This window comes from Nocardia vulneris, assembly GCF_001613425.1.
GTDB lineage: Bacteria > Actinomycetota > Actinomycetes > Mycobacteriales > Mycobacteriaceae > Nocardia > Nocardia vulneris.
On the sequence record NZ_BDCI01000022.1, the window covers coordinates 62787 to 88178 of the forward strand.

21 protein-coding genes and 1 tRNA gene are annotated in these 25392 nt (G+C 68.7%); 10 read left to right on the forward strand and 12 right to left on the reverse strand.

What is annotated here, in order from left to right; genetic code table 11:
- Positions 1-10: 10 nt before the first annotated feature.
- The 3 genes from NVU01S_RS23510 to NVU01S_RS23520 are packed head-to-tail and all read right to left on the reverse strand — an operon-like array spanning position 11 to position 3449.
- Positions 11-850 (reverse strand): ABC transporter permease, encoded by an 840-nt coding sequence (locus NVU01S_RS23510; protein ID WP_043671719.1) that lies wholly within the window; start codon positions 848-850, stop codon positions 11-13.
- A complete protein-coding gene (locus tag NVU01S_RS23515) occupies positions 847-1932 on the reverse strand; it encodes an ABC transporter permease (protein WP_043671722.1) in 1086 nt (361 codons plus the stop codon). The genes NVU01S_RS23510 and NVU01S_RS23515 overlap by 4 nt, the downstream gene beginning before the upstream one ends.
- Positions 1932-3449: an ABC transporter substrate-binding protein gene (locus tag NVU01S_RS23520; protein WP_043671725.1), complete on the reverse strand. Its 1518-nt coding sequence runs from the start codon at positions 3447-3449 to the stop codon at positions 1932-1934. Before NVU01S_RS23520 ends, NVU01S_RS23515 begins: the two co-directional genes overlap by 1 nt.
- 296 nt (positions 3450-3745) lie before the next feature.
- Between NVU01S_RS23520 and NVU01S_RS23525 the strand changes: the two genes are divergently transcribed.
- Genes NVU01S_RS23525 through NVU01S_RS23545 form a run of 5 tightly spaced genes read left to right on the forward strand, consistent with a single transcriptional unit; the run spans position 3746 to position 9743 of the window.
- Positions 3746-4948: a TauD/TfdA family dioxygenase gene (locus tag NVU01S_RS23525; protein ID WP_052280679.1), complete on the forward strand. Its 1203-nt coding sequence runs from the start codon at positions 3746-3748 to the stop codon at positions 4946-4948.
- Complete coding sequence (locus tag NVU01S_RS23530; protein WP_175068912.1) at positions 4920-5930, forward strand: ornithine cyclodeaminase family protein; 1011 nt, start codon at positions 4920-4922, stop codon at positions 5928-5930. Before NVU01S_RS23525 ends, NVU01S_RS23530 begins: the two co-directional genes overlap by 29 nt.
- Positions 5921-7261, forward strand: a complete 1341-nt coding sequence (locus NVU01S_RS23535; RefSeq protein WP_052280680.1) for an alanine racemase — start codon at positions 5921-5923, stop codon at positions 7259-7261. Before NVU01S_RS23530 ends, NVU01S_RS23535 begins: the two co-directional genes overlap by 10 nt.
- Before the next feature lie 35 nt (positions 7262-7296).
- Complete coding sequence (locus NVU01S_RS23540) at positions 7297-8331, forward strand: PLP-dependent cysteine synthase family protein (RefSeq protein ID WP_043671732.1); 1035 nt, start codon at positions 7297-7299, stop codon at positions 8329-8331.
- Positions 8331-9743 carry an MATE family efflux transporter gene (locus NVU01S_RS23545; protein ID WP_043671735.1) on the forward strand — a complete coding sequence of 471 codons (1413 nt, stop codon included), beginning with the start codon at positions 8331-8333 and terminating at the stop codon, positions 9741-9743. Before NVU01S_RS23540 ends, NVU01S_RS23545 begins: the two co-directional genes overlap by 1 nt.
- A gap of 61 nt (positions 9744-9804) precedes the next feature.
- Here the strand turns inward: NVU01S_RS23545 and NVU01S_RS23550 are convergent, their stop codons facing one another.
- The 3 genes from NVU01S_RS23550 to NVU01S_RS23560 all read right to left on the reverse strand — a co-directional run bounded on the left by NVU01S_RS23550 (position 9805) and on the right by NVU01S_RS23560 (position 11497).
- On the reverse strand, positions 9805-10380 hold the full coding sequence (locus NVU01S_RS23550) for a TerD family protein (RefSeq protein ID WP_043671738.1): 576 nt from the start codon (positions 10378-10380) through the stop codon (positions 9805-9807).
- A gap of 50 nt (positions 10381-10430) precedes the next feature.
- Positions 10431-10817, reverse strand: coding sequence for a hypothetical protein (locus tag NVU01S_RS23555; RefSeq protein WP_226887165.1), 387 nt, complete (start codon positions 10815-10817; stop codon positions 10431-10433).
- A gap of 227 nt (positions 10818-11044) precedes the next feature.
- On the reverse strand, positions 11045-11497 hold the full coding sequence (locus NVU01S_RS23560; RefSeq protein ID WP_043671741.1) for a flavodoxin domain-containing protein: 453 nt from the start codon (positions 11495-11497) through the stop codon (positions 11045-11047).
- A gap of 651 nt (positions 11498-12148) precedes the next feature.
- Here NVU01S_RS23560 and NVU01S_RS23565 point away from each other — a divergent pair.
- Positions 12149-13603, forward strand: a complete 1455-nt coding sequence (locus NVU01S_RS23565) for a stealth family protein (RefSeq protein WP_373864211.1) — start codon at positions 12149-12151, stop codon at positions 13601-13603.
- Here NVU01S_RS23565 and NVU01S_RS23570 read toward each other — a convergent pair.
- From NVU01S_RS23570 to NVU01S_RS23595, 6 genes are all read right to left on the reverse strand, one after another.
- Entirely contained in the window at positions 13551-14504 is a 954-nt protein-coding gene (locus NVU01S_RS23570; protein WP_175068913.1) for a phosphodiesterase, read from the reverse strand. The genes NVU01S_RS23565 and NVU01S_RS23570 overlap by 53 nt on opposite strands.
- A gap of 183 nt (positions 14505-14687) precedes the next feature.
- A complete protein-coding gene (locus NVU01S_RS23575) occupies positions 14688-15779 on the reverse strand; it encodes a glycerol dehydrogenase (RefSeq protein WP_043671747.1) in 1092 nt (363 codons plus the stop codon).
- Between the two features lie 130 nt (positions 15780-15909).
- Positions 15910-16680 carry a nucleoside triphosphate pyrophosphohydrolase gene (locus NVU01S_RS23580; protein WP_156161606.1) on the reverse strand — a complete coding sequence of 257 codons (771 nt, stop codon included), beginning with the start codon at positions 16678-16680 and terminating at the stop codon, positions 15910-15912.
- Positions 16677-20291, reverse strand: coding sequence for a transcription-repair coupling factor (mfd, locus tag NVU01S_RS23585; protein WP_043671750.1), 3615 nt, complete (start codon positions 20289-20291; stop codon positions 16677-16679). Before mfd ends, NVU01S_RS23580 begins: the two co-directional genes overlap by 4 nt.
- An 82-nt stretch (positions 20292-20373) precedes the next feature.
- Positions 20374-21021 (reverse strand): TetR family transcriptional regulator, encoded by a 648-nt coding sequence (locus NVU01S_RS23590; protein WP_014988187.1) that lies wholly within the window; start codon positions 21019-21021, stop codon positions 20374-20376.
- Between the two features lie 233 nt (positions 21022-21254).
- Positions 21255-21869 (reverse strand): TetR/AcrR family transcriptional regulator, encoded by a 615-nt coding sequence (locus NVU01S_RS23595; RefSeq protein WP_036561438.1) that lies wholly within the window; start codon positions 21867-21869, stop codon positions 21255-21257.
- Positions 21870-22198: 329 nt separating this feature from the next.
- On the opposite strand from NVU01S_RS23595, the gene NVU01S_RS23600 reads away from it, so the two are divergent.
- From NVU01S_RS23600 to NVU01S_RS23615, 4 genes are all read left to right on the forward strand, one after another.
- A tRNA-Gln gene (locus NVU01S_RS23600) sits at positions 22199-22269 on the forward strand.
- Positions 22270-22394: 125 nt separating this feature from the next.
- Complete coding sequence (gene glmU / locus NVU01S_RS23605; RefSeq protein ID WP_043671753.1) at positions 22395-23885, forward strand: bifunctional UDP-N-acetylglucosamine diphosphorylase/glucosamine-1-phosphate N-acetyltransferase GlmU; 1491 nt, start codon at positions 22395-22397, stop codon at positions 23883-23885.
- The gene (locus NVU01S_RS23610; RefSeq protein WP_042257822.1) at positions 23882-24862 is read left to right on the forward strand and encodes a ribose-phosphate diphosphokinase; all 981 of its coding nucleotides are present in this window, start codon (positions 23882-23884) and stop codon (positions 24860-24862) included. Before glmU ends, NVU01S_RS23610 begins: the two co-directional genes overlap by 4 nt.
- A gap of 100 nt (positions 24863-24962) precedes the next feature.
- Positions 24963-25223 carry a hypothetical protein gene (locus tag NVU01S_RS23615; protein ID WP_043671757.1) on the forward strand — a complete coding sequence of 87 codons (261 nt, stop codon included), beginning with the start codon at positions 24963-24965 and terminating at the stop codon, positions 25221-25223.
- Positions 25224-25392: the final 169 nt, after the last annotated feature.

Consider the following 25392-nt stretch of genomic DNA (forward strand, 5'->3'; position numbering starts at 1 on the left):
CGACCGGCGCTCATGCGTCCTGGCCTTTCCCGAAGGTCGAGACGGCGAGGTTCACGCTCACCGCGACCACGGCGATCGCGAGGCTCGGCGCGAGGACAGACCACGGGTTCAGCAGCATCCCGGCGGCGTTCTCGCGCACCATCACCGCCCAGTTGCTCGCGCCGAGCGTCGTCGGGAGTTGCAGGAAGGAGGCGGTGCTGACGAGGTAGACGGCGGCCACGAAACGCAGGCCGAGCTGAGCCGCGATCACCTCGCGCAGGTTGGGGATCGCCTCCCGGAAGACCAAGTGCGACAGTGTCTCTCCGCTGACCTGTGCGGCTTCGACATAACCGGAGGCAGCCACACCCGCCGCGGCCGCGGCGAAAACCCGCGCGCAGTAGGGCGTGCCGAACAGGAGTGCGACGACGAGCAGGCCGTAGGCACCCGCATCCGGCCAGGAGGTCAACACCAGCAGGATGCCGAGCACGGCGGGCAGCAGCATGGCGAAATCGGTCGCGCCTTCGATCAGTGTCCCGATACGCGGGCGCAGCGCCGCGAGCGTGCCGAGCACACACGACAGCGCGGTCACGGCCACCGCGATCAGCACCGAGAGCAGCAGCAGACCCCAACCGCCATAGAGCAATTGACTCAGCACGTCGCGGCCGAGCCGATCGGTACCGAGCCAGGCATCCCCGGCCGGATCGCCGAACGGAATACCGACCGGTGTTTGCGCGCCATGCGGCGCGAACGCCGGACCCAGCACCGCGAGCATCGACACCAGCACGGCGGGCAGCACGGTCAGCAGCCGCAGCAGCTTCGCCCGGCGACTGCCGCGGGCGGCGGAAATCCCCGCTGTGGACGTCTCTTTCATCGGCTCCCCCGCAACGACCACGCGCGGATCCCGTCGGCCACCGCGAGCACGCACATGATGACCACCCCGGACAACGCCACCACCGCGGCGACCGTCGACACGTCCCGGTCGGCGACCGAGCCGGCGAGCACCGCGCCGAGCCCCGGGTAGTTGAAGATGGTCTCGACCACCAGCGCGCCGCCGAGCACCATGCCGACGGTGGTCGCGAAACTCGCCACGATCGTCGGCAGGGCGAACGGCAGCACATGGCGCAGCAGCACCGCCCGGGTGCCGATCCCGTCCAGCACCGCGCTTTCCACGTGCGGTGCGCGCGCGGCCTCGACCAGCGCGGCCCGCACGACCCGGGTGTTCCAGCCGATCTGCGGGACGGCCAGTGCGAGCACCGGCAGCACCAGCATGTCGGCCCGCACCGGAAATCCGGACCGCCCCGTGACGGTCACGGCCGGCAACCAGCCGAGGGCCAGCGCGAAGATCAGGATCAACAGTGTCGCGAGGACGAATTCCGGTATCGCGGCGGCCGTCGTGGTGGCGGGTTGCAGTGCTCGTGCGAAGACCCGCCGTACCAGCTCGGCGCAGTGCCGAAGCAACACAGCGCACCGGCCGAGCAGCCCACCGCCGCCGCGGATCGACCCGGCATCTCCGGGCCGCTCCCGGGTATCGGTCGCCGCCCTGGGGCCGGCCGCGGACCCGCTCGGGCGCAACGGGTTCAGCGCAGCGCTCTGCCGCGTCGCCCACCACGCGCCGAGCAGCAGCGACACGAGCACCGTGGCCACCAGCGCGAGTCCGCCGAGCAGCAACGTCGGCGGAAACTTGTCGGCGAGCAGCTCGTTGATCGAGCGGCCGCGCGCGGTGTGGCCGAAATCGCCGGTGGCGACACCGGCGATCCAGTCCCAGAACCGGGCGGGCAGCGGCCGATCCAGTCCCAGTTCGTGTTCCTTCGCCGCGACCAGCTCCGGTGTCGCGTCCCGGCCGAGCACCGCCCGCGCCGTATTGCCGGGCAGCAGGTCGACCACCACGAAAACCGTGGCGAGCAGCGCGATCAGCAGGACGATCCGGCGCACGAACAGCCGGGCGAACGCCATCATCCCGCCAGCCAGGCTCGTTCCAGCTGGACCCGGGCGTATCCGCCGAGCGTGGGCAGGCCGTTGACCCGGGCGGAGGCGATATCGATGCCGTCGGCCATCCCCCACACCAGGTAGCCACCGCGGTCGTACTCGATCTGCTGGAGTTCGCGGCTGGCCTGCGTGTACTCCGAGTCACTCGGCGCGGCCAAGGCTTTCGCGGTGGCGGCATCGAATGCGGCGTCCTTGAAGTCGGTTTCGTTGCGATTGGAACCGCTGGACATCAGCTGCTTCGCGAAGAACAATGCGGAATCGTTGGTACCCCAGGACACGGTGTACAGCGGCGCCTTCAGCCAGGTCTGATCGTAGAAGGCATTCGACTCCTGCGTGACCACGTCGAGGCGGACGCCGATCTCGGCCAGCTGGGTCGCGATCACCTTCGCCGACTCCACTTCACCGGGTGCCTCGGCCTTGGTCACCAGCGGATAGGTACGGCCGGTATCGAACGCGGCCTCGCGCAGCAGCGTCTTCGCCCGTTCGATGTCGCGGCCGCGCTGCGCGATGGACTTGTCGTACACCGGGTCGGCGGTGCCGAGAATGTCGTTGGCGACCGTGCCGTAGCCCGAATGCACCTGTGTCACCAGGGCATTGCGGTCCACGCCGAGTCGCAGCGCGGTCCGCACCCGGGCGTCGGCGAACGGACCGTCCGAGCAGCGCATCGCCACGCCGAGCATGGTGTCGTTCGCGCGTCGCACCACGGTCAGGTCACCGCGGCCCTCGGCGGTCCGGCCCGCGATCGCACCGACATTGGACGCGAGATCGATCTGACCGCCGAGCACGGCATTGCCCAGCGCCGTCACGCTTTCGAACATGGTGACCTCGATGGCGTCGAGCAGCGGCGCGGGGCCGTGCCAGTGCTCGTTGCGCACCAGGCGGGCGTTGCCGTTCTGGTAGGACTCCAGCCGGAACGGCCCGGTGCCAACGGCTTTGGTGAAGTCGGTGGTGTCCTTCTTGACCGTGAAGGTCATCAGCCGGACCAGCAGCGGCAGCTGGGTGTTCGGCTCGGGTACGGCGAGCACCACCCGGTTCGGTCCGTCGGCAGTGATATCCGCCACGGCGACAGGCATTTTCGAGGCGCCGCCGACCGTGCGCAGCCGTTGCAAGGACCACACCACGTCGTCGGCGGTGACCGGTGTGCCGTCATGGAAGGTGGCGCCCTCGGCGATAGTGAACGTCCAGCGACGGCGTTCCGCGTCGGATTCCCACCTGGTGGCCAACCGGGGCAACACATTCGGATCGCCGCCCGGCACGGTCAGCGCGTCGTACACCAGGGCGGTGATGAGGAAGTCGCTGTCGTTGCTGAGGTTGGCGTGCGGGTCGCGCTGCAGCTGCGCCGCGGTACCCAGGGCACCGACCCGCAGGGTGCCGCCACGCTGCACGGATCCGGTTCCGCCACGATCGTCCGAGCACGCGGCGACCAGCAATACCGCGCCCACCCCAAGCCCCGACCTGATCAGCTGCCTACGGTTCAATCCCATTGCGCTGCCTTCTTCCTCGTGATCCCCGCGGCCCAGCACGAAGTGCGGACGCAGGCGAGGACAGGCTAGCCTAAACGTTGCCACCCCTCATCGATACCCGGCCGCAGTGGCAGCGAATCGGCCGATCGCTCACCGGCTTCGAATCAGCAAACGCAATCTCCCCACGGAGTCATAGACTTTTGCTATCTTTCTACAACTCGCTTAGGTAAGCCTTGCTTAACGGAGTGCGAGCGGCTAGCTTCGCAGGGCGACGTCAGTTCTGCTCTTTTCAACGATGCGAAGAAGGGATTCCCTCGGTGAAAGGCGTTCTCTCCGAACGTAAGACGCTTCACCCGCAGGATATCGAACGCCGCGAGTTCCCCGCCGCCGCCGGGCGTGCGGTGCGCGAGCTTGCGCGAGAGATATCTACCACACTCGACGCGGCCCGCACCAGTCCCGCCGCGACGGCCCGCACGCTGACCGATCCGGCGCTCATCGCGCAGATCGACGCGCGGGTCGGCGAGTTACCCACCGAGGTTCGACAGGCCATGCGACCGCCCGCGACGGCCGCGGGCGCGACCATCGTGAGCAGGCTGCCCCTGACCGACGACGAACTCGGCCCCACGCCGCCGAGCTGGCGCGAGGCCGCGGAGTGGAGCGGTTCGGCAGCGCGGCGCGCGCACTCCTTCGAACTCGATCTCGCGATGCTGCTGCTGGCCCGGGCCGCGGGCGAGCCGTTCGGCTGGCACGGCCAGCAGGGCGGGCGGCTGGTCAACAACATCCTGCCCTCCCCCGGTCACGAGCACGAGCAGTCGGGTGCGAGCAGCAAGACGCTGCTCAGCCCGCATTCCGAGGACGCCTTCCACCCGGGGCGGGCCAACCTGCTGATGCTCGGGTGCCTGCGCAATCCGGACCTGGTGGGCACCACGGTGTCCTCGGTGCGGCGGGTCGAACTCAGTGCGGCGCAGCGGCGACTGCTCAGCGCACCGGTGCTGCCGATCCTGCCCGACGTCTCCTATGGCACGGGGCACGAACAGTATTCGGCCCCGCCGCTGCCCACGCTCTGGAGCAGCGCGGGTCCGGACGAGACCACGCTGCGTTACGACCCGGCCTACACCCCGCTCGACGACGCCGACCCGGCCTTCCGCGCCGCCTACGCCAGGCTCACCGCCGAGTTGGAGCGGGTCTGCGTCACGGCCGCACTCTCGCCCGGTGAGCTGCTGCTGGTGGACAACGACGTCGCCGTGCACGGCCGGGTTCCGTTCACCGCGCGTTACGACGGCACCGACCGGTGGCTCAAGCGGGTGAACGTCCGCCTGCCGGAACGGCCGCGCCGGGCCGAAGAGACCGACGAGAATGGTTATGGGCAACGGATCGTCGCCCCGTTCCGAGCAGCAGGCAGTCCCGCGTTCGTGTCCGGTGGCCGCGAGCCGGCCCGTACGGACGGAAGCCGGGCGCAGAACCCGGTGGGCACAGAGCGGGATGCAGCACATGATCGAGGATCCGTTGAACACACGTGACCGCAGCACACCCTTACGGGTGTTGAGCCGCAGCGACCTGGCCGGCGTGCCGATCACGCCCGGCGAGGTGGTGCGCGCGGTGGAGGACGCGTATCTCGCGTTCGCCGCGGGAGATTCGGACAATCCACGCAAGCTGAGCGTGGCCAACCCGGACGGCTGGTCGGTGTCGTACGCGATGCTCGGCCGCGACGGCCGCCGCCGGGTGGTCGCCATGAAGACGTCCTACAAGTTCGATCCGGGACACGACCGCAGCACCAAGCGCTACTACACCACCATCACGCTCTACGACGACAGTACGGGCGCGCCGATCGCGCTGATGGACTGCTCCCGGGTCGGCGCGCTGCGCACCCCGGCGGTCTCGGCGCTGCTGGTCCGCGAGACCGTGCGCCGCGGCGCGGAGAGCGTGTTGCTGATCGGTACCGGAACACAGGGGCGAAACGCGTTGCCGCACTTGCTCGCCGCGAATCCGCAGCTGCGCAAGCTGATGCTGTACGGCACCCATCCGGAGGGCCTCGACGCGGTGCACCGGCACCTCGCCGAGTACTACCCGCACGCACTGCTGGAAACGGTCGAGGATCCGCGGGTGGCCGCGGCCACCGCCGACGTGGTGCTGGCCACCGCGGGCCCCGGCACCGAGGTCGCGCTCGAATCCGCCGATCTGGCACCGGGTTCGACGGTGGTGCTGGTCGGCTACGGACTGGCGCCCTCGACGCTGATCGAGGCTGATCGGGTGGTCGCCACCAGCGCCGAGCAGATGGCCCTGACCGGAACCGACATGGTCGGCCCGGACGGCAAGCTGCGCTCGGTGGACGCCGAACTGCCACAGATCTTGAGCCGCCGCGCGGTCGGGCGCCGCTCCGACGACGAGCGCATCTTCGTTTACAACAGCGGATTGGTGCTCACCGATATCGCGGTCGCGCATGCCCTCGCGGAGCGTGCCATCGAGGAGGGCCGGGGCACGGAGGTACCACTGTGGGATTGACGGTCGTGCCGACGCACAGCGCGACACCGCTGCCCGCGCACTCGGACCCCTGGGAGCGTCGCGCGCTCGCCGATCCGAACCTGCTCGGCGACATCGCCTTTACCGTCGGCGGCCCGTTCCACGTCATGTATCCGCCGCGCGTCGCCCGCAATATCGCGAGCTTCCACGCGGCGTTCACCCAGGCCGGGGTCGACGGCGTCGTCTACTACGGCAAGAAGGCGAACAAGTCCGCCGCCGTGGTCCGCGCCTGCGCCGAACACGGTGCGGGCGTGGACGTCGCCAGCGTGGGTGAGCTGACAGCCGCACTGGCACAGGGCATTCGTGGCGACGAGCTGATGGTGACCGGTCCCGCGAAGGCCGACGAGCTGCTCTGGCTCGCCACCCGGCACGGCGCGCTGATCGCCGTCGACGATCTCGGTGAGCTCGATCGCCTTGCCGCACTGGGCACTTCGGCACTACCCGCCCGAATCCTGTTGCGCGTGCTCCCGCCCGCGTCGGCCAGCCGATTCGGCCTGACCGACGCCGAAATCACCGCCGCGCTGGCCGTTCTCGACAGCTGCGGCACAGTGCGGCTGGAGGGCTTCAGCTTTCACCTCTCCGGCTACGACGCGGTCGCGCGGGCGGAGCTGGCGACGGCGACGATCGCCCGCTGCCTGCACGCGCGCACGCTCGGCCATCCCGGCACCACGCTGTCGATCGGCGGCGGATTCGGTGTCGACTACGTCCCGGCGGCGCAGTGGGCCGAGTTCGGCGACCGGGTCGACCGTTCGTGGTTCCACTCGGGCAAGACGTTCGATTCGTACTACCCGTACCACTTCCCCGCGCCGGGCGCGGACATGCTCACCGCGATCCTGGCGCACGACGGGCTCGCGCAACGACTGCGGGACACCGCGATTCGCCTCGCCGTCGAACCCGGCCGGGCGCTGCTCGCCCATGCCGGTTGCACCGTCTTCCGGGTGCAGGGCAGCAAGACCAGGTACACCGACGGCGCGCCGTACCGACTGCTCACCGTCGACGGCACCAGCCTCAGCCTGTCCGAGCAGTGGTTCGACAGCGAATACCTGCCCGACCCGGTGCTGTGGCCGCAGCTGCCCGGCACGCCGACGCCGACCAGCGTCGGCGCGGCGACCTGCCTCGACTCGGACATGCTCAGCTGGCGGCGGATTCCGCTGCCGCGCGCCGCCGAGGTCGGTGATCTGTTGATCTACCCGAACACCGCCGGTTATCAAATGGACTCGAACGAGTCCGCCTTTCACGACCTGCCGATACCGCCCAAGGTCGTGCTGCACGACGCGCCCGGCGACCGGTTCCGCTGGACGCTCGACGGCTGACCCCCTTACCCAGACCTGAACGAGGAGAACATCCCATGCCGCTCGTCACGCGCGTGACGGATCTGATCGGCCGCACACCGCTGTTCGAACTGGCGGCGACCTCGACCGGCACCCGGCTGCTGCTCAAACTCGAACAGTTCAATCCGACCGGTGCGGCGAAGATCAGAATGGCGCGCGAGATGGTGCTCGATGCCGAGCGTCGCGGGTTGCTGGCCAGTGGCGGGCATATCATCGAGTCGACATCCGGGAATACCGGGCTCGGTCTCGCGGTAGTTGCTGCCGAACGTGGGTATCGCTTCACCGCAGTGGTCGATCATCACGCATGTAAGGACAAGCTGCGCGCTATGCGAGCAATGGGTGCGGAACTGGTGTACGTCGCCGACGACGGCGACGACAACCTGGCCACCTCGGCACGAGAGGACCTCGCCGAGGCGATGGCGGCCGAGCGGCCGGACGCGTACTTCACCGAACAGCACAACAACGACGCCAACGCGGTCGGCTACTACGCGGTCGCCGAAGAATTGCTGGAGGATGTCGAGCGGGTCGACATCCTGCTCTCCTCGGTGGGCACCGGCGGTTCGCTGTTCGGCACCGCGACCCGGCTGCGCCAACTCGGCCGTCCCGCCCACGTGATCGGCGTCGAGCCGGTCGGGTCGATCGCCTTCGGCGGCGAGGGCGGCCCGTACTGGCAGTCCGGCACCGGGACCCCGCCCGGCGCCACGATCGGTACCGCCGTGGACTATTCGCAGTTGGACGAGGGCGTCAAGGTCACCGATGTGGCGGCCTTCGCGACCGCGCGGGCCGTCGCGGCCGAGCTGGGCCTGATGATCGGCGGCTCGGCGGGCGGCTCGGTGCACGCCGCGCTCACCCGGCTCGAGGAGTTCCCCGCGGGCTCGACCGTCGTCACCATCGTGTGCGACGGCGGCGAGAAGTACCTGGACACCGTGTTCGACGATGCCTGGATGGCCGAGCGCGACCTGCTCGATCCCGCCGCCGAAACCGAAGTGCGCCAGCTGCTGCACCGCTACACCCCGGCGTCGCGGCGCACCGAACTGGTCGAGGCGCGGTGATGCTGCTGTCGGGCTACCGGGCCGACAGCCGTCGGCTCACCGCTCTCGCCACGCCGATCGCGATGACGCAGCTGGCGCAGATCGCGGTGTCCACCACCAACATCGCGCTGATGGGCACGCTCGGCGTGCAGGCCGTCGCCGCGGGCGGACTGGCCTTCGCGCTGTTCAACCAGATCCGCACCATGTGCGTCGGGCTGATCACGGCCAGCGGCAACCAGATCGCGACCGCGGTGAGTGCGGCGGGCAAGCGCGGCGAATCCCCCGATCGCGAGATCAGGGACGTGCTGCGGTCGAGCTTCCTGATCGCGACCATCGCCGGAATCGCCGGTGGCGCAGTGCTGATCGGACTCGGCTGGGCGTTGCAGTGGCTCGGTCAGGATGCGGGCGTGCTCGCGGACGCCCGGCCCCTGATGGTGGCGCTGGCCCCGGGCCTGTTGCCCTGCCTGTGGTTTCAGGCCTTGCGCCAATACACGGTCGGCATGCAACGCCCGCAGGCGCTACTGCTGGTGACCCTCGGTTCGGTGGTGCTGAACCTGGTCCTGGCGCTCGGCTTCATCCACGGCCGCGCCGGGCTGCCCCAGCTGGGCATCACCGGTATCGGGGTGGCCACGTCGCTGGTCTTCCTGATCACCTTCGGCGTGTTCTGGGCGATGGTCCGCCGCGACGCGAAACTCGGCGCCACGCTGCCCCTTCGGCCGTGGCCGGTGCGCCGCTCGACCGTGCTGGCCGAGTTGAAGCTCGGCGCACCGATCGCGCTCACCTACGGCTCGGAAGCGGGCATGTTCTCCGTGCTCGCCCTGGTGATGGGCAGCATCGGACCGGCGGCCCTGGCCGCGCACAACGTCGTGTACCAGATCATCTACATCGTGTTCCAGGTCGCCATCGGCGTCTCGCATGGTGCCTCGATCCTGGTCAGCCACGCCGTGACCCGGGACGAGTACCCGCACGCGCGCGCCCTGGCCTGGCTCGCGCTACGTCATGTCGCGGTCGTCGCGGTGCTCACCGGCGCGGTCTACGTGATCGCGCCCGACTTCGTGCTGCGGCCTTTCCTGAGTTCCGAGGACACCAGTACCGTGCAGATCGCGCACACGCTGCTGCTGATCGGCATCGTGCTGCAATTCTTCGACGCGGCACAGAACATCGGCACCGGGCTACTGCGTGGACTCAAGGAGACCAACGCGGGCTTCCGGCTCTCGCTGATCGGCTACTGGGGCGTGGGCTTGCCGGTGGCGCTGCTGCTGGCCTACCCGGCCGGGCTCGGCGCCGCGGGCGTCTGGTGGGGCCTCACCGCGGGCCTGGCCACCACCGCGGTCCTGATGCTGCGCCGCTATTTCGCGCTGCTCGACGGGCGCGAGCGCGACCGTCGTCAGATGGTGCCGGAGGCCACCGAACGGCTCACCAGCCCGAGCTGAGACACGGCTCGGACCCGGTGCCCGCGGCAGGCCGCACCGCGCACCGGGTCCGAGCGCAATCTCAGATATTGACGCCGTAGTCGCGGGCGATGCCGGCGAGGCCGGAGGCGTACCCCTGACCGATGGCGCGGAACTTCCACTCGTTGCCGTGGCGGTACAGCTCACCGAAGACCATCGCGGTCTCGGTCGAGGCGTCCTCGGTCAGGTCGTAGCGCGCGAGCTCGATGCCGGTCGCCGCGTCCACCACGCGGATGAACGCGTTGCGGATCTGGCCGAACGACTGGCCGCGCGCGTCGGCGTCGTGAATCGACACCGGGAAGAAGATATTGGTGATGGTCGGCGGAGTCGCGCTCAGATCGACGTTGATCACCTCGTCGTCGCCCTCACCCGCACCGGTGAGGTTGTCGCCGGTGTGCTCGATCGAGCCCTCGGGCGAGCGCAGATTGTTGTAGAACACGAAGTGCTGATCGGACAGCACCTTCAGATTCTGCCCCGTGGCCAGCGCGCTCGCGTCCAGGTCGTAGTCCGCACCGGTGGTGGTGCGCACATCCCACCCCAGACCCACGGCTACCTTGCTGAGGTTGGCTGCCTGCTTGGACAGCGAAACGTTGCCGCCCTTCGCCAGTGTGACGCTCATTCAACCGCCTTCGTTCTCGACTGTGGATACCCGGAACCGGTTGGGCCGGTTCAGTTCTGGTGGTCCGCCCAGGCACGCAGCGTGGACACCCGGCCTTCCAGGGCATGCAGTTCGCTCGGATCGAGCACGTTGCGCTGGATGCCCTTGTCGACCTCGAAGGCCGACTGCCGATGGTCGTCGATCGCGTCGACGTCGATGCGCACCGCCGCGTAGTCCGCGGCATCGGGCATCTGCTCCGCGACCACCTTCGCGGTGCCCCTGGCACACAGCGCGACATTACCGCCGCCGAGGATCAGCAGCGCCACCTGCGGGCGTTCCCGCAGCCGGGCCAGCGACCCGCGATCGAACTTGAGGCTGATCAGAATTCGCCGATCGCCGGCCCGGACCGGCCAGGACACGGGGATCGCGTGCGGCGCCGGATCGGTGGTCACCAGCACGGCGATAGTTTCTCTCGGCCACTGGGGTAGCACGTCCAACTCGGGATGATCAGCGTGATCTGTCGAGTGGTCTTGACGTTGCGCAGGGCTCGCTCCGGCCGCCATCTTCGTCACCTCATGGATCGTCACGCGCGACGGGCTGTGCCGCGCTTGCCTAGCCAGTCTAAAGTGCTGGGCCACTTGCTCGCTGGCGCTGCCCCCGATGTCCGGAGGATCTCAGCGGACTATCAGGCCGAGGTGAGGGTAGGTATCGCTAACCCGGAGGCCCATGCGCGCGCCATCTCCTTCGCCCGGATATCGGTGGACGCGTCGTGGCGCGCGTGCTCGCCGAACTGGGTCGCGCCGCGCGCGCTCAGCCGCTGCGCGGCGATCTCACCGCCGCGATTGAAGGTGTCGCCGTACACGCTGTCGCCGAGGCCGAACACCGCGAAACGCAGCCCGGTCAGATCCGGCGCGCTCGCGTCGAGCTGGTCGAAGAACGGTTCCGCGCCGGTCGGCAGATCGCCATCGCCGTAGGTGGAGCACACGATGAGGTGGACATCGTGCGCGTCGAGATCCTCGACGGCGAACTCGGCCAGGTCGTAGACGGACACGTCGTACGACGAGAGTTCGTCGGCGACGCAGTCCGCGACGGCCTCGGCCGTGCCCATCTCGGATCCGAACAGAATGACGACGCGCACCGGGTGTGCTCCCTTCTCACAGGCCCTAAGGTTGGTGAGGCTATCCTAATTAAGCTCGTCTACAGTCGCCAGCCCTTCGCCGCCCGAGTCGGCCCGGCATGACGACGATCACGGTGACCACACCCCGGCAGCCGCCGGAAATCGGGCTGCCCGTGCGAAACCGGTGCCCGCGCCGCAACATTGCGGCAGCGCGGGCGGCCAGTGGCAGCGGAACGGCAGCAGATGGGACGGGATGTCCCGATTGACGAAATGTCACCTTGGATGCATCATTCGTACAGCTCCCATTGTTGTCTGGGACATCTTCCCCTTCGCCGGCCGATGACTGTCCGGCCCAGCGTGCTGTATCCCGTGCGCACGCTCGGTCGTTTCTCGCCGCAGCGTTACGGATCCAGCGCACCCATCTGTGACGCTTTGCGTTCTGCCGTGAGTGAGGTGAAAACGAAATGGTTTACCGCTCGTCTACATACCGCGTGATCAATTCGTCCCTGCGCTACGGCCTGGTCCCCCACTTCTGAATGCGACCGCGCCCGGGCGCGGTACTCCCCCAGCCGAAGTCACGATTTCGGCGGGGACGCCGCTCGGCTCCGGCGCGGTGCCTAGATATCGAACTCAGGCAGTGCAGGACAGAAGTGGAGAAAACCGATGATGGACATGGGGGCAGTGAATTCCGGAGCGCTCGAGATGGCGACCCTGCCGCCGGCGGGCAATCTCGTCGTATCCGAGGCGATGATCGAGGATTTGGGCTACCTGCGCTCGGAACTCGCGGCGGCGGAGGTGCCGTTCCTGCTGGTTCGCGACCGCGGACACCGGCTGATCCTGGCCGCGGACGCGGCGCACCACCTGATGGTGCGACGGGTGACGGCGGCCGCGATGGCCGCCGGTTTCGCGTGTGCCGAGTTGCAGCACAACGTTTTCCGGCTCGGCCGCGACGGCGACCCGGCCCATCACGTCGAACTGGAGCTGTGGGACTACCACGGTGACACGGTCGAGTGCCCGCGCCCGAACGCGTTGACCCGCACCGTCTTCGACCTCGCCGACGTCGAGCAGACGCAGGTGCTGCTGTTCGACCGCGCCTGGCCGACCCTGGTCGACATGTTCGCCGCGCAGGCCGACGACGTGAATTTCGACATCGACCTGGTGTTCTCCTGGGTCGACGGCTCCGACCCGGAGTTCCGGGCCCGGCGCGCGGGCCTGCTCGCGCAGGTCGTCGTCGGCGAGGGCGACGACGCGGACGCGCGCATCCGCCAGATCGACGAGCTGAAATACGCACTGCGGTCGGTATACAAGAACGCGCCGTGGATCCGGCGGATCTTCATCGCCACCGATTCCGCTGTGCCGCAATGGCTGAGCGACCATCCGAAGGTGACGGTTGTCCGTGCGCTGGAACACTTTTCGGACACCAGCGCGCTGCCTGTCTTCAATTCCCATGCGGTGGAATGCCAGTTGCAGCACATCGAGGGGCTCAGCGAGCACTTCCTGTACTCCAACGACGACATGTTCTTCGCGCGCCCGGTGCGGCCGTCGATGTTCTTCACCGCGGGCGGGGTGAGCCGATTCATCGAGGCGGACACCAGAATCGGGCCCGGCCGCAACAACGAGCGGCGCAGCGGATTCGAGAATGCCGCACGGGTGAACCGGGAACTGCTCGCGGCACGCTTCGGCCACGTGATCACCCGGCACCTGGAACACACACCGGTTCCATTGCGCCGCAGCGTATTACTGGAAATGGAAGCGGAGTTCGGCGCGGATTTCGCGCGCACCAGGGCGAGCCGGTTCCGCGCGGCCACCGATATCTCGGTGACCAACTCGCTCTACCACTACTACGCGCTGCTCACCGGGCGCGCGGTGCCGCAGGAAACGGCGCGGATGCGCTACGTCGACACCACGAGCCATCAGGGACTCGCGCTGCTGGACGGGATCGAACGCCGACGCGATGTCGACTTCTTCTGCCTCAACGACGGCAGCTTCCCCGAGATCAGCGAGGCCGAGCGGGTGCGTGCGGTATCGGAATTCCTGAACCGGTACTTCCCGGACCCCGCGCCGTGGGAACGGCTCAGCGCACCGTCTCGTCATCCGATTCCGGAGTCGTCGCCCGGCGCCGCATGACATGCGGGATGCGCGCGGCGGGCGGGATCACGATGCCCTCCGCCGCGAGCGTCGCCCGGGCCTCGTCCGCGCTCGACGGTGACCCCACCGTCGGGCCGCGGTCGATCGGCACCACCGAGTGCACCACGGTGTCCGGGTAGATGTGCACGTAGTTGAAGGCCTGCGCGCCGTCGCGACCGCGCAGGCCGCCCTGCTCCACGCCCAGGTCCTGGCTGTAGCAGGTGGCCGACGCCACCGAAACCGGGATGCCCGCGAACGTGGCACTGGTGGAGAAGTGCAGGTGCCCGGCCAGGATCGCGCGCACGTCGCTGCCGTCCAGCACGTCGGCCAGCCGGCGCTGATCGCGCAGCTCCACGGTGACGGCGAGGTCGAGCACGCACGGGACGGGCGGGTGGTGCATCGCCAGGATGGTGCCGAACGGCGCGGGCTCGGCCAGCACCGAACGCAGCCAGGCCAGCTGGTCGTCGGTGATCTCGCCGTAGTGGTGCCCCGGCACCGAGGTGTCCAGGGCGATGATGCGCAGGCCGTCGATCAGGTGCACACGATCCAGCGGAGCGGCCGAAGGTCGTTCCCCCAGCAGCTTGCGGCGCAACGTGCCGCGGTCGTCGTGGTTTCCGGTCACCCACACGATCGGCGCGGGCAAACTCCGCGCGAACGGCTCGACCAGCGCCTTGAGTTTGTCGTACGCGCCGGGCTCGCCGCGATCGGTGAGGTCGCCGGTGAACACGATCGCGGTCGGCCGGATCCGGCTGGCCGCGGCCTGCTCGAGCAGCTGGCGTAACCGCACGTCGGCGTCGACGTCGCCGTACAAATCGCCGTCGCCGGCGATCAAATGGGTGTCGCTGAAATGGAACAACACATGATCGGGTCGCGGGTGCTCCGCGACTCTGCTGATGTGCACCGGACCGAACGTCCTCCCTGGCGGTTTGCCCGCCATTGGCTTCGGATTCCACCGCCACAATAGCGAAGGACTACCGACAGGTTTCCCGCCGGACGGTGACGACATGCTTGCGGGAAGGTGAGAATTTCATGTCGAATCCCGTCGCAAGCGCCTATCAACCATTCGCGGACGAGGGCGCGGGCGTTATCGCCGGCCGAGCGCGTCGGCGGCGCGCATGGCATCCAGGACCATCGCGGCATCGACCTCGAACGGCTCGTTGTGCATCGTCTCGCCGGGTGCCGTGGCCCGCGTCGCGATCGCGGACAGCGTGCTCAGCTGGGTGTCGGCCACACCGACCGCGGCCAGGGTGGTCGGCAGGCCGACATCGGCGCAGAAGTCGAGCACCGTGTCGATCTCGCCGCTCGGCGCGCCCTCCAGCACCAGTTGGGTGAGCACGCCGAAGGCGACCTTCTCGCCGTGCAGGTACGCATGGGTCTGTGGGGCGGCGGTCAGGCCGTTGTGCACGGCGTGGGCCGCGGCCAGCCCCGAGGACTCGAAGCCCAGACCGGACAGCAAGGTATTGGCCTCGACGATCCGTTCCAGCGCCGGCGTGACGGCCTGCTCGCGCACCGCCGCCAGGGCTTGGCGACCATCGGCGAGCAGCGTCCGGTAGCAGAGCTCGGCCAGTGCGGTGGCGCTCCGGGTGGAGGCACCGCCGCGCATGTTGCGCACCCCGGCCGCGGTACAGGTCCGGGCCTCGAACCAGGTGGCGAGCGCGTCGCCCAGGCCGGCGGCGAGCAACCGTGCCGGCGCCTGCGCGATGACCGAGGTGTCCACCAGCACCAGTGCCGGATTGCGCCGCACCAACTGGTACGTCTCGACTTCGCCTGCGGCGGTGTAGATCACCGACAACGCGCTGCACGGCGCGTCGCTGGAGGCGGTGGTGGGGCAGCTGATCATCGGCAGGCGCAGATCGTCGGCCACGGCCCGCGCCGAATCCAGCACCTTGCCACCGCCGGCACCGAGCACGACGGTGCAGCCGCTCGCGCGCACCGCCGCGGTGATCTGCGCGATCTCCGCCCTGGTGCAGTCACCGCTCGAAACATGCACGGAATAGGCGATTTTCGCGTCCGTCAGCGATTGCTCCCAGGTGTCGGCCAGCAGCCGGCGCGCGCTGCCACCCGCCACGATCAGCACCGGCCCGTCGAGCCCCAGCCTCGTCATCTCCGCCCCCAGCGCGGCGGTCGCGTCGCGTCCCTGCACGTAATGTCCGGGTGAAGAAAACACACTCAGCATCGGTCGGCCTCCCGTTTCCCCGGGCACCGCCCTCCTGCGGGACCCGCTGGGCCAACGCTACGCCGAATCCTGAATGAGCCCCCGTGACCGATACACCACCGGCGAGACCACTGTCCCGGGCTGCCGGGAGCTACCCGGTCCAGTACTTGCGCCAGTCGGCGGCAGCGAGCGGGGCGCGTTGGTCGCGGGCGAGCTCCGCCGCGTCCTCGGTGGCGCGGATGGCGGCGGCGAAGTCGAGGGTGGCTTTGCGCAGGCGCTCCTCGGCGCTGTCGGGGCCGCCCAGGTGCACGACGGTGAGTTCGGCCGGGATGAGGTCCTCGGGCAGACCGGCTTTGGTGCTGCGCCCGCGCACCTTCTCGGCCAGCGCGAGCGCGGGCTGGGCCAGCGCGATGCCGTCGAGACAGGAGCGCCGGGCCTTCTCCGCGGATTTGCGCTCCTCCCACGCCGATTCCTGGGCGGCGATCTTCTCTTCGAGCGTGGTATCGGCGGCGAACTCGGGCTCCCGCAGCGAAGGACTGCGATGGACGAGCTTGGCGACCAGCGCCGCGGCCACGTCGTCGACCGTGAATTCGCCTGCGGCCTCGGCGATCCGGGAGTGGAACAGCACCTGGAGCAACAGGTCGCCCAGCTCCTCCTTGATGGTTTCGGCGTCGCTGTGCTGGATGGCGTCGAGGAGTTCGTAGGTCTCCTCGAGCAGGTACGGCCGCAGCGAATCGTGGGTCTGGGTAACCTCCCAGCCGCCGAAATGCCAGAGCCGATCCATCACCTCGACCGCACCGGCCAAGCCCGCGGCGATCACCGCGGTGTCGTCGCGCGGTGCTCCCTCCGGCTCGGCGCCGGGCGACCTGCTGGCGGCGGCATGCCGCGCGGCCCGCAGCACGGCCTCGTCACGGTCGGTCATCGGGCGGCCGATGCCTCGGTGGCGGTGGTGAGATCGACCGCGCCCTGGGCTTTTCCGTCCAAGGCGAGCAGCAGGTCGGCGACGTACTGGAGCAGCACGACATCGCGGACCCGGTCGGCGCCGACACTGTCCTCGACCCGCGGCAGCGGTAGCGAGATCACCCCGCTCGCCGCGCGGTACCCGGCGCTCGGGTAGATCCGCTTGAGGCGCATCTGCTTGGAATCGGGCAGATGCAGCGGCGATATCTTCAATGTCGTTCCGGTGACCGCGATTTCGGTGACCTCGTACTCGCGGGCCAGCAGCCGCAGCTTCGCCACCGAGACCAGGCGGCCGACCTCCACCGGCAACGGGCCGTACCGGTCGACGAGTTCCTCGACGACCGAGGCCAGGCTCGAATCATCCTGTGCCGAGGCGAGTTTGCGGTACGCCTCGAGCCGCAGGCGGTCGCTGGCGATGTAGTCCGGCGGAATATGCGCGTCGACGGGCAGGTCGATCCGGACTTCCTTCGGCTCCTCGGTGACGATCGGCTTACCGTCCGCCGCGGCCCGGTACGCCTCGACCGCCTCGCCGACCAGGCGGACGTAGAGGTCGAAGCCGACGCCCGCGACGTGCCCCGACTGCTCGGCGCCGAGCACGTTGCCCGCGCCACGGATCTCGAGGTCCTTCATCGCGACCGCCATGCCCGCGCCGAGGTCGGAATTCTGCGCGATGGTGGCCAACCGGTCGTAGGCGGTTTCGGTGAGCGGCTTCTCCGGCGGGTACAGGAAGTAGGCGTAGCCGCGTTCCCGGCTGCGCCCGACCCGGCCGCGCAACTGATGCAGCTGCGAAAGGCCCAGTGCGTCGGCGCGTTCCACGATCAGGGTGTTGGCGTTGGAGATGTCCAGGCCGGTCTCGATGATGGTGGTGCAGATGAGCACGTCGAATTCGCGCTCCCAGAAACCGGCGACGGTGGATTCGAGCGCGTCCTCGTTCATCTGACCGTGAGCGACCGCGACCCGCGCCTCCGGCACCAGATCCCGAATCCGCTTGGCCGCCTTGTCGATCGAGGACACGCGGTTGTGCACGTAGAAGACCTGGCCGTCCCGCAGCAACTCGCGCCGGATCGCCGCGGTCACCTGCTTGTCGTTGTACGCACCGACATAGGTGAGCACCGGGTGCCGTTCCTCGGGCGGAGTGAGGATGGTCGACATCTCCCGGATGCCCGCCAGGCTCATCTCCAGGGTGCGCGGAATCGGCGTCGCCGACATGGTGAGCACGTCGACGTGGGTGCGCAGGGCCTTGATGTGCTCCTTGTGCTCGACGCCGAACCGCTGTTCCTCGTCGACCACCACCAGCCCCAGGTCCTTCCAGCGCACGCCGGTCTGGAGCAGGCGGTGCGTACCCACCACGATGTCGACGCTGCCGTCGGCCATCCCCTCCATGACCGCACGGGCATCGGCCGGGTCGGTGAAGCGGGACAGGCCCTTCACGGTGATCGGGAAGCCCGCGACGCGCTCGGTGAAGGTCTGCAGATGTTGTTGCGCCAGCAGTGTTGTCGGCACCAGCACGACGACCTGCTTGCCGTCCTGCACCGCCTTGAACGCGGCACGCACCGCGATCTCGGTCTTGCCGTAGCCGACGTCGCCACACACCACCCGGTCCATCGGAACCGGCTTCTCCATATCGGATTTGACCTCGGCGATGGCGGTCATCTGGTCGACGGTCTCGGTGAACGCGAACGCGTCCTCCATCTCCTGCTGCCACGGGGTGTCCGGCCCGAAGGCATGCCCCGGCGCGGCCTGGCGGGCCGCGTAGAGCTGCACCAGCTCACCGGCGATCTCGCGAACCGCCTTGCGCGCCTTGCGTTTCGTGTTCGCCCAGTCCGAGCCGCCCAGCTTGGACAGGCTCGGCATCTCACCGCCGACGTAGCGGGAGAGCTGATCGAGCGACTCCATCGGCACGAACAGCCGGTCGCCCGGCTGGCCGCGCTTGCCCGGGGCGTACTCGATGACGAGGTACTCCCGCCGGGCACCGCCGACGGTGCGTTCGATCATCTCGACGAACCGGCCGATGCCGTGCTGGTCGTGCACCACCATGTCGCCCGCGTTCAACGCCAGCGGGTCGACCTGGTTGCGCCGCTTGGCGGGCAGCCGCTTGCCTTCGCCGGGCGCGGTGACCCGATTGCCGGTGAGATCGGACTCGGCCACCACGACGAGTCCGGCGTCGTCGAAGATCAATCCGTCGTGCAACGAGCCGCACAGCACGCCGACCAGTCCGGCGGCGGGTTCGGCGCCGGGGTCCAGCGCCGCGGCGGGCACGTCGGCGTCGGCGAGGCGTTCCAGAATGCGTTGCGCCGTACCGTGTCCGGCCACCACGACCACCGCGCGCCCGCCGGTGGACACGTGCGCGCGCAACGAGGCGAAGATGGTCGCGACGAGTTCGTCGGAGCCGCGCGCGGCGGGCCCGGCCAGCACCGGCAGCACCACCTCGGCGGGGTCGCCGGAGGTCAGCGGGGTGAGCGTCCACCACGGCAGCTCCTGCTGATCGGCGCTCTCGTGCACGGTGGACAGCGGGCGGTACCCGGAGGCGGCCAGATCGAGGCCGTGCGCGCCCAGCGGCGCGGCCGCCCCGAACGAGGCCGCGGTCCACGACGCTTCCAGGAACTCCTCGCCGGTGCGCACCAGATCGGCGGCGCGGGTGCGGATCTTCTCCGGATCACACAGCAGGACATGGGTTCCCGCGGGCAGCACCTCGGTGAGCAGGCACAGCTCGCCTGGTTGCAGCACCGGGAGCAGGGCCTCCATGCCGTCCACCGGGACGCCCTGGGCCAGCTTCTCGAGCATCTCGACCAGGGCGGCATCGGCCGCGTTGGCGACCGCGACCTCGGCCGCCCGCGCGCGCACCGCGTCGGTGAGCAACAACTCACGGCACGGCGGCGCGACGACGACCTCGACCGACACCTCGCTCAGCGAGCGCTGATCGGCGACCGCGAACGGGCGCAGCTCGGTGATCTCGTCGCCCCAGAACTCCACGCGCACCGGATGATCCGCGGTCGGCGGGAAGAGATCGAGGATGCCGCCGCGCACCGCGAACTCGCCACGCTTGCCGACCATGTCGACCCGGCTGTACGCGAATTCGACCAGGCGCGTGAGCAATTCGTCGAAGTCCAGTTCGGCGCCGACGCGCAGCACGACCGGTTCGATATCGCCGAGCCCGCCGGCCATCGGCTGCATCAGCGAGCGCACGGTGGTCACCACCACGCGCAGCGGCTCCGGGAAGATCGGGTCGTCGGGGTGGGCCAGCCTGCGCAGCACCTCCAGCCGGCGCCCGACCGTGTCCGCACCCGGCGAGAGCCGCTCGTGCGGCAGGGTTTCCCAGGAGGGAAACTGCGCGACCGTATCGCCCAGCATCTCCGCCAGCTCCACGGTCAGATCATCGGCCTCGCGCCCGTTCGCGGTGACCACCACCAGCGGCCGCTTCGCCGCGATCGTCGCGGCGACGAACGGACGTACCGCGGACGGGGCCACCAGCTCGACCGACGACTTGCCGACCAGCTCGGTGACGGTCTGCAACGCGGCATCCGCACCGGCGACCGCCGCCAGTCCGGCCAGCGGTGGACGATGGGTCGACATGAACAACTCCTGAGCTCAAGCTGCGGTTTCGAGCGGCCAGCCAAAGTTTAGCCAGTGCCGCCGACACCGTGAGCTCGGGCTGCTAGGGCACGTAGCGGCGCAGGCGCCGGGCGGCGAACTCGCGGAAGTAGGCGAGCTTTTCGGCCGGGACGATCGAGGGGAGCAGGAAGTACCACACGCGTTCCATGCGGGTCGCCATCTGGTCGATGGACTCGGTGCCGACGGCGATGATGTGCACGCCCGCGGTCATCTCCTGCAACAGCATGCCGATCACCTCGGCGTCGAGCTCCGGCTGCAAATCGCCCTGGGCGATGGCTCTTTCGGAGAGGACGCGGTAGGTGTCGCCCCAGGTCTTGGCGATGTTGTCGCCCTGGGCGCCGCGGTAGTCGCCGATCTGATGGGTCAGCTTGAGCATCGCGCCGACCATCGGATCGTTCATCGACAGATCCGCGACCACGTAGGTGATCCCGATGCACGCCTCCAGCGCGGGCACCCGGGGATCGAAGAAACCCTGGCACGAGCTGACCAGCCGCTCGTTGCCCTGATCGACCACCGCGCGCGCCAGCTCTTCCTTCGAGCCGAAGTGAAAGTACAAGGCGCCCTTGGTCACATTGGACTGCGCGATGATCTCGCTCAGACTCGCGTTCGCGTAACCCAAGCGCAGAAAGACATCGGCAGCGCCCGCAAGAACGGAGTCGCGGGTGATCTCCGCGCGCGCTTGCCTAGCCATCAGATCCGCCTGTCATCCTAAAAACCAGCCATCCTGAAGTAGACCGACATCACGAAGTAGACCGACTTACCGCCCGAACAGCACCCAAAGGATGGGTGAACCGTACCACCAGCCGGGCCCTCGGCAGTCAATTCGAGCATTCGACCGGACCCGCTTCGCAATTCGCTGGTTAACAACCTGCGCTCACCCGCCCCGCAGGCTCCGCAAGCTCCACCTGCTGCCATCCCCGTGAGTCACTCCTCGATACCGGTGCGCCACTCCGAGCTGAGATGCGGGTCGGCCTCCAGATGGCTCAGCCCGTTCCAGCACAGATTCACCAGATGCACGGCGACAACCTCTTTCGAGGGTTTGCGCTCGTCCAGCCACCAGGTGGCCGCGGTGGCCACCTGCCCGACCAGCGCCTGGGCGTAGAGCGTGGCCAGGCTGGTGTCGAAACCGCGGCGCTCGAAATCTCCGGCGAGGATGTGCGCCACCTGGTTCACCGCCTCGTTGAGCAGGCTGGAGTAGCGGCCCTCGGCATTGCCCGCCGGCTGATCGCGCACCAGGATCCGGAAACCGTCGGTGCGTTCCTCGATGTAGGTCAGCAGCGCGAGCGCGACCTGTTCGAGGCGGACCCGCGACCGGTTCTGGGTGAGCGAGGACACGATCATGTCCAGCAGCATGGACATCTCACGATCCACGACGACGGCGTACAACCCTTCTTTGCCGCCGAAGTGTTCGTACACCACGGGTTTGGAGACCTGCGCGCGCTGCGCGATCTCCTCGATCGAGGTGGCGTCGTAACCGCGTTCGGCGAACAGCGCGCGACCGATCTCGATCAGCTGCTGCCTGCGCTGGGTACCTGTCATCCGTGGACGCGGCGCCCGCTGCGTCTCGCTCCCCGACATCGCCACTCCGCCTCCCTTCGCTGCCGAACTCCGGTGACCTAACTGTTCCAGACAGCTCGCCGCTTCGCCCGCTCTCCCCCGCAACTGCGCGTTTTCCGTGCACTCTCGAGCTGAATGTGCCTGGTGGGTAACCTCGATCCGGGGCAGCTCGCCGGCCGCGCCGGGTGATCTTCGCCCGACTCGGGGTCCGGCATAGAACTCGGCATTCGCCGAGATGCGGAACAATATGCGAGGATCTTCCTCGTGCCGTGGTACAGCGGCGGGTGTTTCCCGATCCGCCGATGTGACAATCCGCCGTGGTGTAATGGCAGCACCTCTGATTTTGGTTCAGATAGTTCAGGTTCGAGTCCTGGCGGCGGAGCTCGGCAGCACGATGACTATCGTTGGCCCCGCCCATCAGCGCCCAGCGCAGCAGATCCCAGCACGATGAGCGCCCTAGCACGATGAGCAGAGCCCAGCACGATGACAGGCAGCGTAGGGAGATCCATGCCACAGCAGACCGCCGTCGTCGTTCTCGCAGCCGGTGCCGGGACACGAATGCGGTCGAAGACCCCCAAGGTGCTGCATTCGCTGGCCGGTCGAAGCATGCTCGCGCACGCGCTGCATGCGGCGAACGAGATCGACCCCGCATACCTGATCACCGTGGTCGGCCACGACCGTGAACAGGTGGGCGCCGCGGTGGCCGCGGTCGCCGACGATCTCGGTCGCGAGATCACCCCCGCCATCCAGGAGCAGCAGCTCGGCACCGGGCACGCGGTGCAGTGCGCACTGGCCGCGCTGCCCGTCGGCTTCACCGGCGACCTGCTCGTCACCTCCGCCGACGTGCCGCTGCTGGACGGGCACACCCTGTCCGCGCTGCTCGACGAGCACCGCAGCTACGCCGAGCGCTCCGCCGTCACCGTGCTGACCTTCGTGCCGGACGATCCGAACGGCTACGGCCGCATCGTCCGGGACAGCAACGGTCAGGTCGTCGAGATCGTCGAACACGCCGACGCCACCCCGGAGCAGGCCGCGATCACCGAGGTCAACTCCGGCGTCTACGCCTTCGACGCGGCGGTGCTGCGCACCATGATCAGCCGGTTGTCCACCGCGAACGCCCAGCACGAGCTCTACCTGACCGACGTGCTGCGGCTGGCCCGCGAGGCCGGTCATCCGGTGCACGGCGCCCGCCTGGTCGACGCCGCCAAGGTGACCGGCGTCAACGACCGGGTCCAGCTGGCGGGTGCGACGAGCACGCTCAACCGCTACATCCTGGAACGGCACATGCGCGCCGGCGTCACCATCGTCGATCCCAGCTCGACCTGGGTGGACGCGAACGTGCGGATCGGCCGCGACGCCATCCTGCGTCCCGGCGTACAACTGCTCGGCGACACCGTGATCGGCGAGGACGCCGAGATCGGCCCGGACAGCACCCTCACCGACGTGGTGGTGGGCGACGGCGCCCGGGTCGTGCGCACGCACGGGGAGGGCGCGATGATCGGCCCCGGTGCGGCCATCGGCCCGTTCAGTTACCTGCGCCCGGGCACCGTGGTGGGCAATGCGGGCAAGCTCGGCGCCTTCGTGGAGACCAAGAACGCCTCGATCGGCGCGCACTCGAAGGTGCCGCATCTGACCTACGTCGGGGACGCCACCATCGGGGAACACAGCAACATCGGCGCGTCCAGCGTGTTCGTGAACTACGACGGAGTGAGCAAGCATCACACCACGGTCGGGTCGCATGTGCGAACGGGAAGTGACACGATGTTCGTCGCCCCGGTAACGGTGGGTGACGGGGCGTATACGGCGGCGGGTACTGTACTGCGCAGAAGCGTTCCGCCCGGCGCACTCGCGATATCCGGCGGGCCGCAGAAGAACATCGAGGGCTGGGTGCAACGGCACCGTCCCGGGACGGCCGCGGCGCGCGCGGCGGCAGAAGCCAACGCCGCCACAGAGAATTCCGGTCAGGCAATCGAGCAAAAGGATGGCAAACAGCAGTGACCGCGTCATGGATCGACAACCAGAAGAACCTGATGCTCTTCTCGGGACGCGCTCATCCTGAGCTGGCCGAGCAGGTCGCCAAGGAACTCGACGTCCACGTCACCCCGCAGACCGCCCGCGACTTCGCCAACGGTGAGATCTTCGTTCGCTTCGAGGAGTCGGTGCGCGGCTCCGACGCGTTCGTGCTGCAGAGCTTCCCCGCGCCGCTCAACCAGTGGTTGATGGAACAGCTCATCATGATCGACGCGCTCAAGCGCGGTTCGGCCAAGCGGATCACCGCGGTACTGCCGTTCTACCCGTACGCCCGCCAGGACAAGAAGCACCGCGGCCGCGAACCGATCTCGGCTCGCCTGGTCGCCGACCTGCTCAAGACCGCGGGCGCGGACCGCATCATCACCGTCGACCTGCACACCGACCAGATCCAGGGCTTCTTCGACGGCCCGGTCGATCACATGCACGCGCAGCTGCAGCTCGCCGAGTACGTGCGCACGAACTACTCGCTCGACAACATCACCGTGGTCTCGCCCGATTCCGGCCGTGTCCGCGTCGCGGAGAAGTGGGCCGACTCGCTCGGCGGCTCGCCGCTGGCGTTCATCCACAAGACCCGCGACCCGCTGGTGCCGAACCAGGTGAAGTCGAACCGCGTGGTCGGTGAGGTCGAGGGCCGCACCTGCATCCTGATCGACGACATGATCGACACCGGTGGCACCATCGCAGGCGCGGTGAAGGTGCTCAAGGACGCGGGCGCCGGTGACGTGGTCATCGCCGCGACGCACGGCGTGCTGAGCAATCCGGCCGCCGAGCGCCTCGCCGCCTGCGGCGCCAAGGAAGTCGTGGTCACCAACACGCTGCCGATCACCGAAGAGAAGAAGTTCCCGCAGCTGACCGTGCTGTCCATCGCCCCGCTGCTGGCCCGCACCATCCGTGAGGTCTTCGAAAACGGCTCGGTCACCGGCCTTTTCAACGGCAACGCGTAGGTTTTCACGTTTACCCCCAGCGGCTCGGACCTCGGTCCGAGCCGCTGTTCGTTTGCCGAGGTTCCCGGGATCGGATCGATCCGCGAGGATACTGGTTGGTATGGACCGTGAACCGCTGGATACCGATATGGGCGATGACGACCAGGCCGACGAGATCCGCGAGTACGAGCGCAATATCGAGGATCCGCCGAACGACCTGCGGATTCGCTACCGCGAGAACGACGACGACGGCAGGCTCGGGATCGGCGACGAGCTGAGCCAGGAGTGGACCGCACGCGCGCAACGCGCCGAGGACGCGGCTGAAGACGACCGGCCCGGCGAGATAGCGGCCGTAGAAATCGTCGACGACGCCGACCTCTGACCGGCGAGTACGGAGACCGCGCGACCCGCGACGCGCGGCACCGCTCGGCGCAATCGGCGATGACCGTCGGTCGGTCGTGGTACGCATAACGGAGTATTCGGACCAACCCGCCCGCTGACCGCGCGTAGCCGCAGCGTTGACGACGGCACGCGAAAGGCGGCGACCGGAC

What these genes read in the sequence shown, in the direction of transcription:
- NVU01S_RS23510 (WP_043671719.1), bottom strand. Translation starts at nt 850, where the DNA reads ATGAAAGAGACGTCCACAGCGGGGATTTCCGCCGCCCGCGGCAGTCGC.
- NVU01S_RS23515 (WP_043671722.1), bottom strand. Translation starts at nt 1,932, where the DNA reads ATGGCGTTCGCCCGGCTGTTCGTGCGCCGGATCGTCCTGCTGATCGCG.
- NVU01S_RS23520 (WP_043671725.1), bottom strand. Translation starts at nt 3,449, where the DNA reads ATGGGATTGAACCGTAGGCAGCTGATCAGGTCGGGGCTTGGGGTGGGC.
- NVU01S_RS23530 (WP_175068912.1), top strand. Translation starts at nt 4,920, where the DNA reads ATGATCGAGGATCCGTTGAACACACGTGACCGCAGCACACCCTTACGG.
- NVU01S_RS23540 (WP_043671732.1), top strand. Translation starts at nt 7,297, where the DNA reads ATGCCGCTCGTCACGCGCGTGACGGATCTGATCGGCCGCACACCGCTG.
- NVU01S_RS23545 (WP_043671735.1), top strand. Translation starts at nt 8,331, where the DNA reads ATGCTGCTGTCGGGCTACCGGGCCGACAGCCGTCGGCTCACCGCTCTC.
- NVU01S_RS23550 (WP_043671738.1), bottom strand. Translation starts at nt 10,380, where the DNA reads ATGAGCGTCACACTGGCGAAGGGCGGCAACGTTTCGCTGTCCAAGCAG.
- NVU01S_RS23565 (WP_373864211.1), top strand. Translation starts at nt 12,149, where the DNA reads ATGGGGGCAGTGAATTCCGGAGCGCTCGAGATGGCGACCCTGCCGCCG.
- NVU01S_RS23575 (WP_043671747.1), bottom strand. Translation starts at nt 15,779, where the DNA reads ATGCTGAGTGTGTTTTCTTCACCCGGACATTACGTGCAGGGACGCGAC.
- NVU01S_RS23580 (WP_156161606.1), bottom strand. Translation starts at nt 16,680, where the DNA reads ATGACCGACCGTGACGAGGCCGTGCTGCGGGCCGCGCGGCATGCCGCC.
- mfd (WP_043671750.1), bottom strand. Translation starts at nt 20,291, where the DNA reads ATGTCGACCCATCGTCCACCGCTGGCCGGACTGGCGGCGGTCGCCGGT.
- NVU01S_RS23590 (WP_014988187.1), bottom strand. Translation starts at nt 21,021, where the DNA reads ATGGCTAGGCAAGCGCGCGCGGAGATCACCCGCGACTCCGTTCTTGCG.
- NVU01S_RS23595 (WP_036561438.1), bottom strand. Translation starts at nt 21,869, where the DNA reads ATGACAGGTACCCAGCGCAGGCAGCAGCTGATCGAGATCGGTCGCGCG.
- glmU (WP_043671753.1), top strand. Translation starts at nt 22,395, where the DNA reads ATGCCACAGCAGACCGCCGTCGTCGTTCTCGCAGCCGGTGCCGGGACA.
- NVU01S_RS23615 (WP_043671757.1), top strand. Translation starts at nt 24,963, where the DNA reads ATGGACCGTGAACCGCTGGATACCGATATGGGCGATGACGACCAGGCC.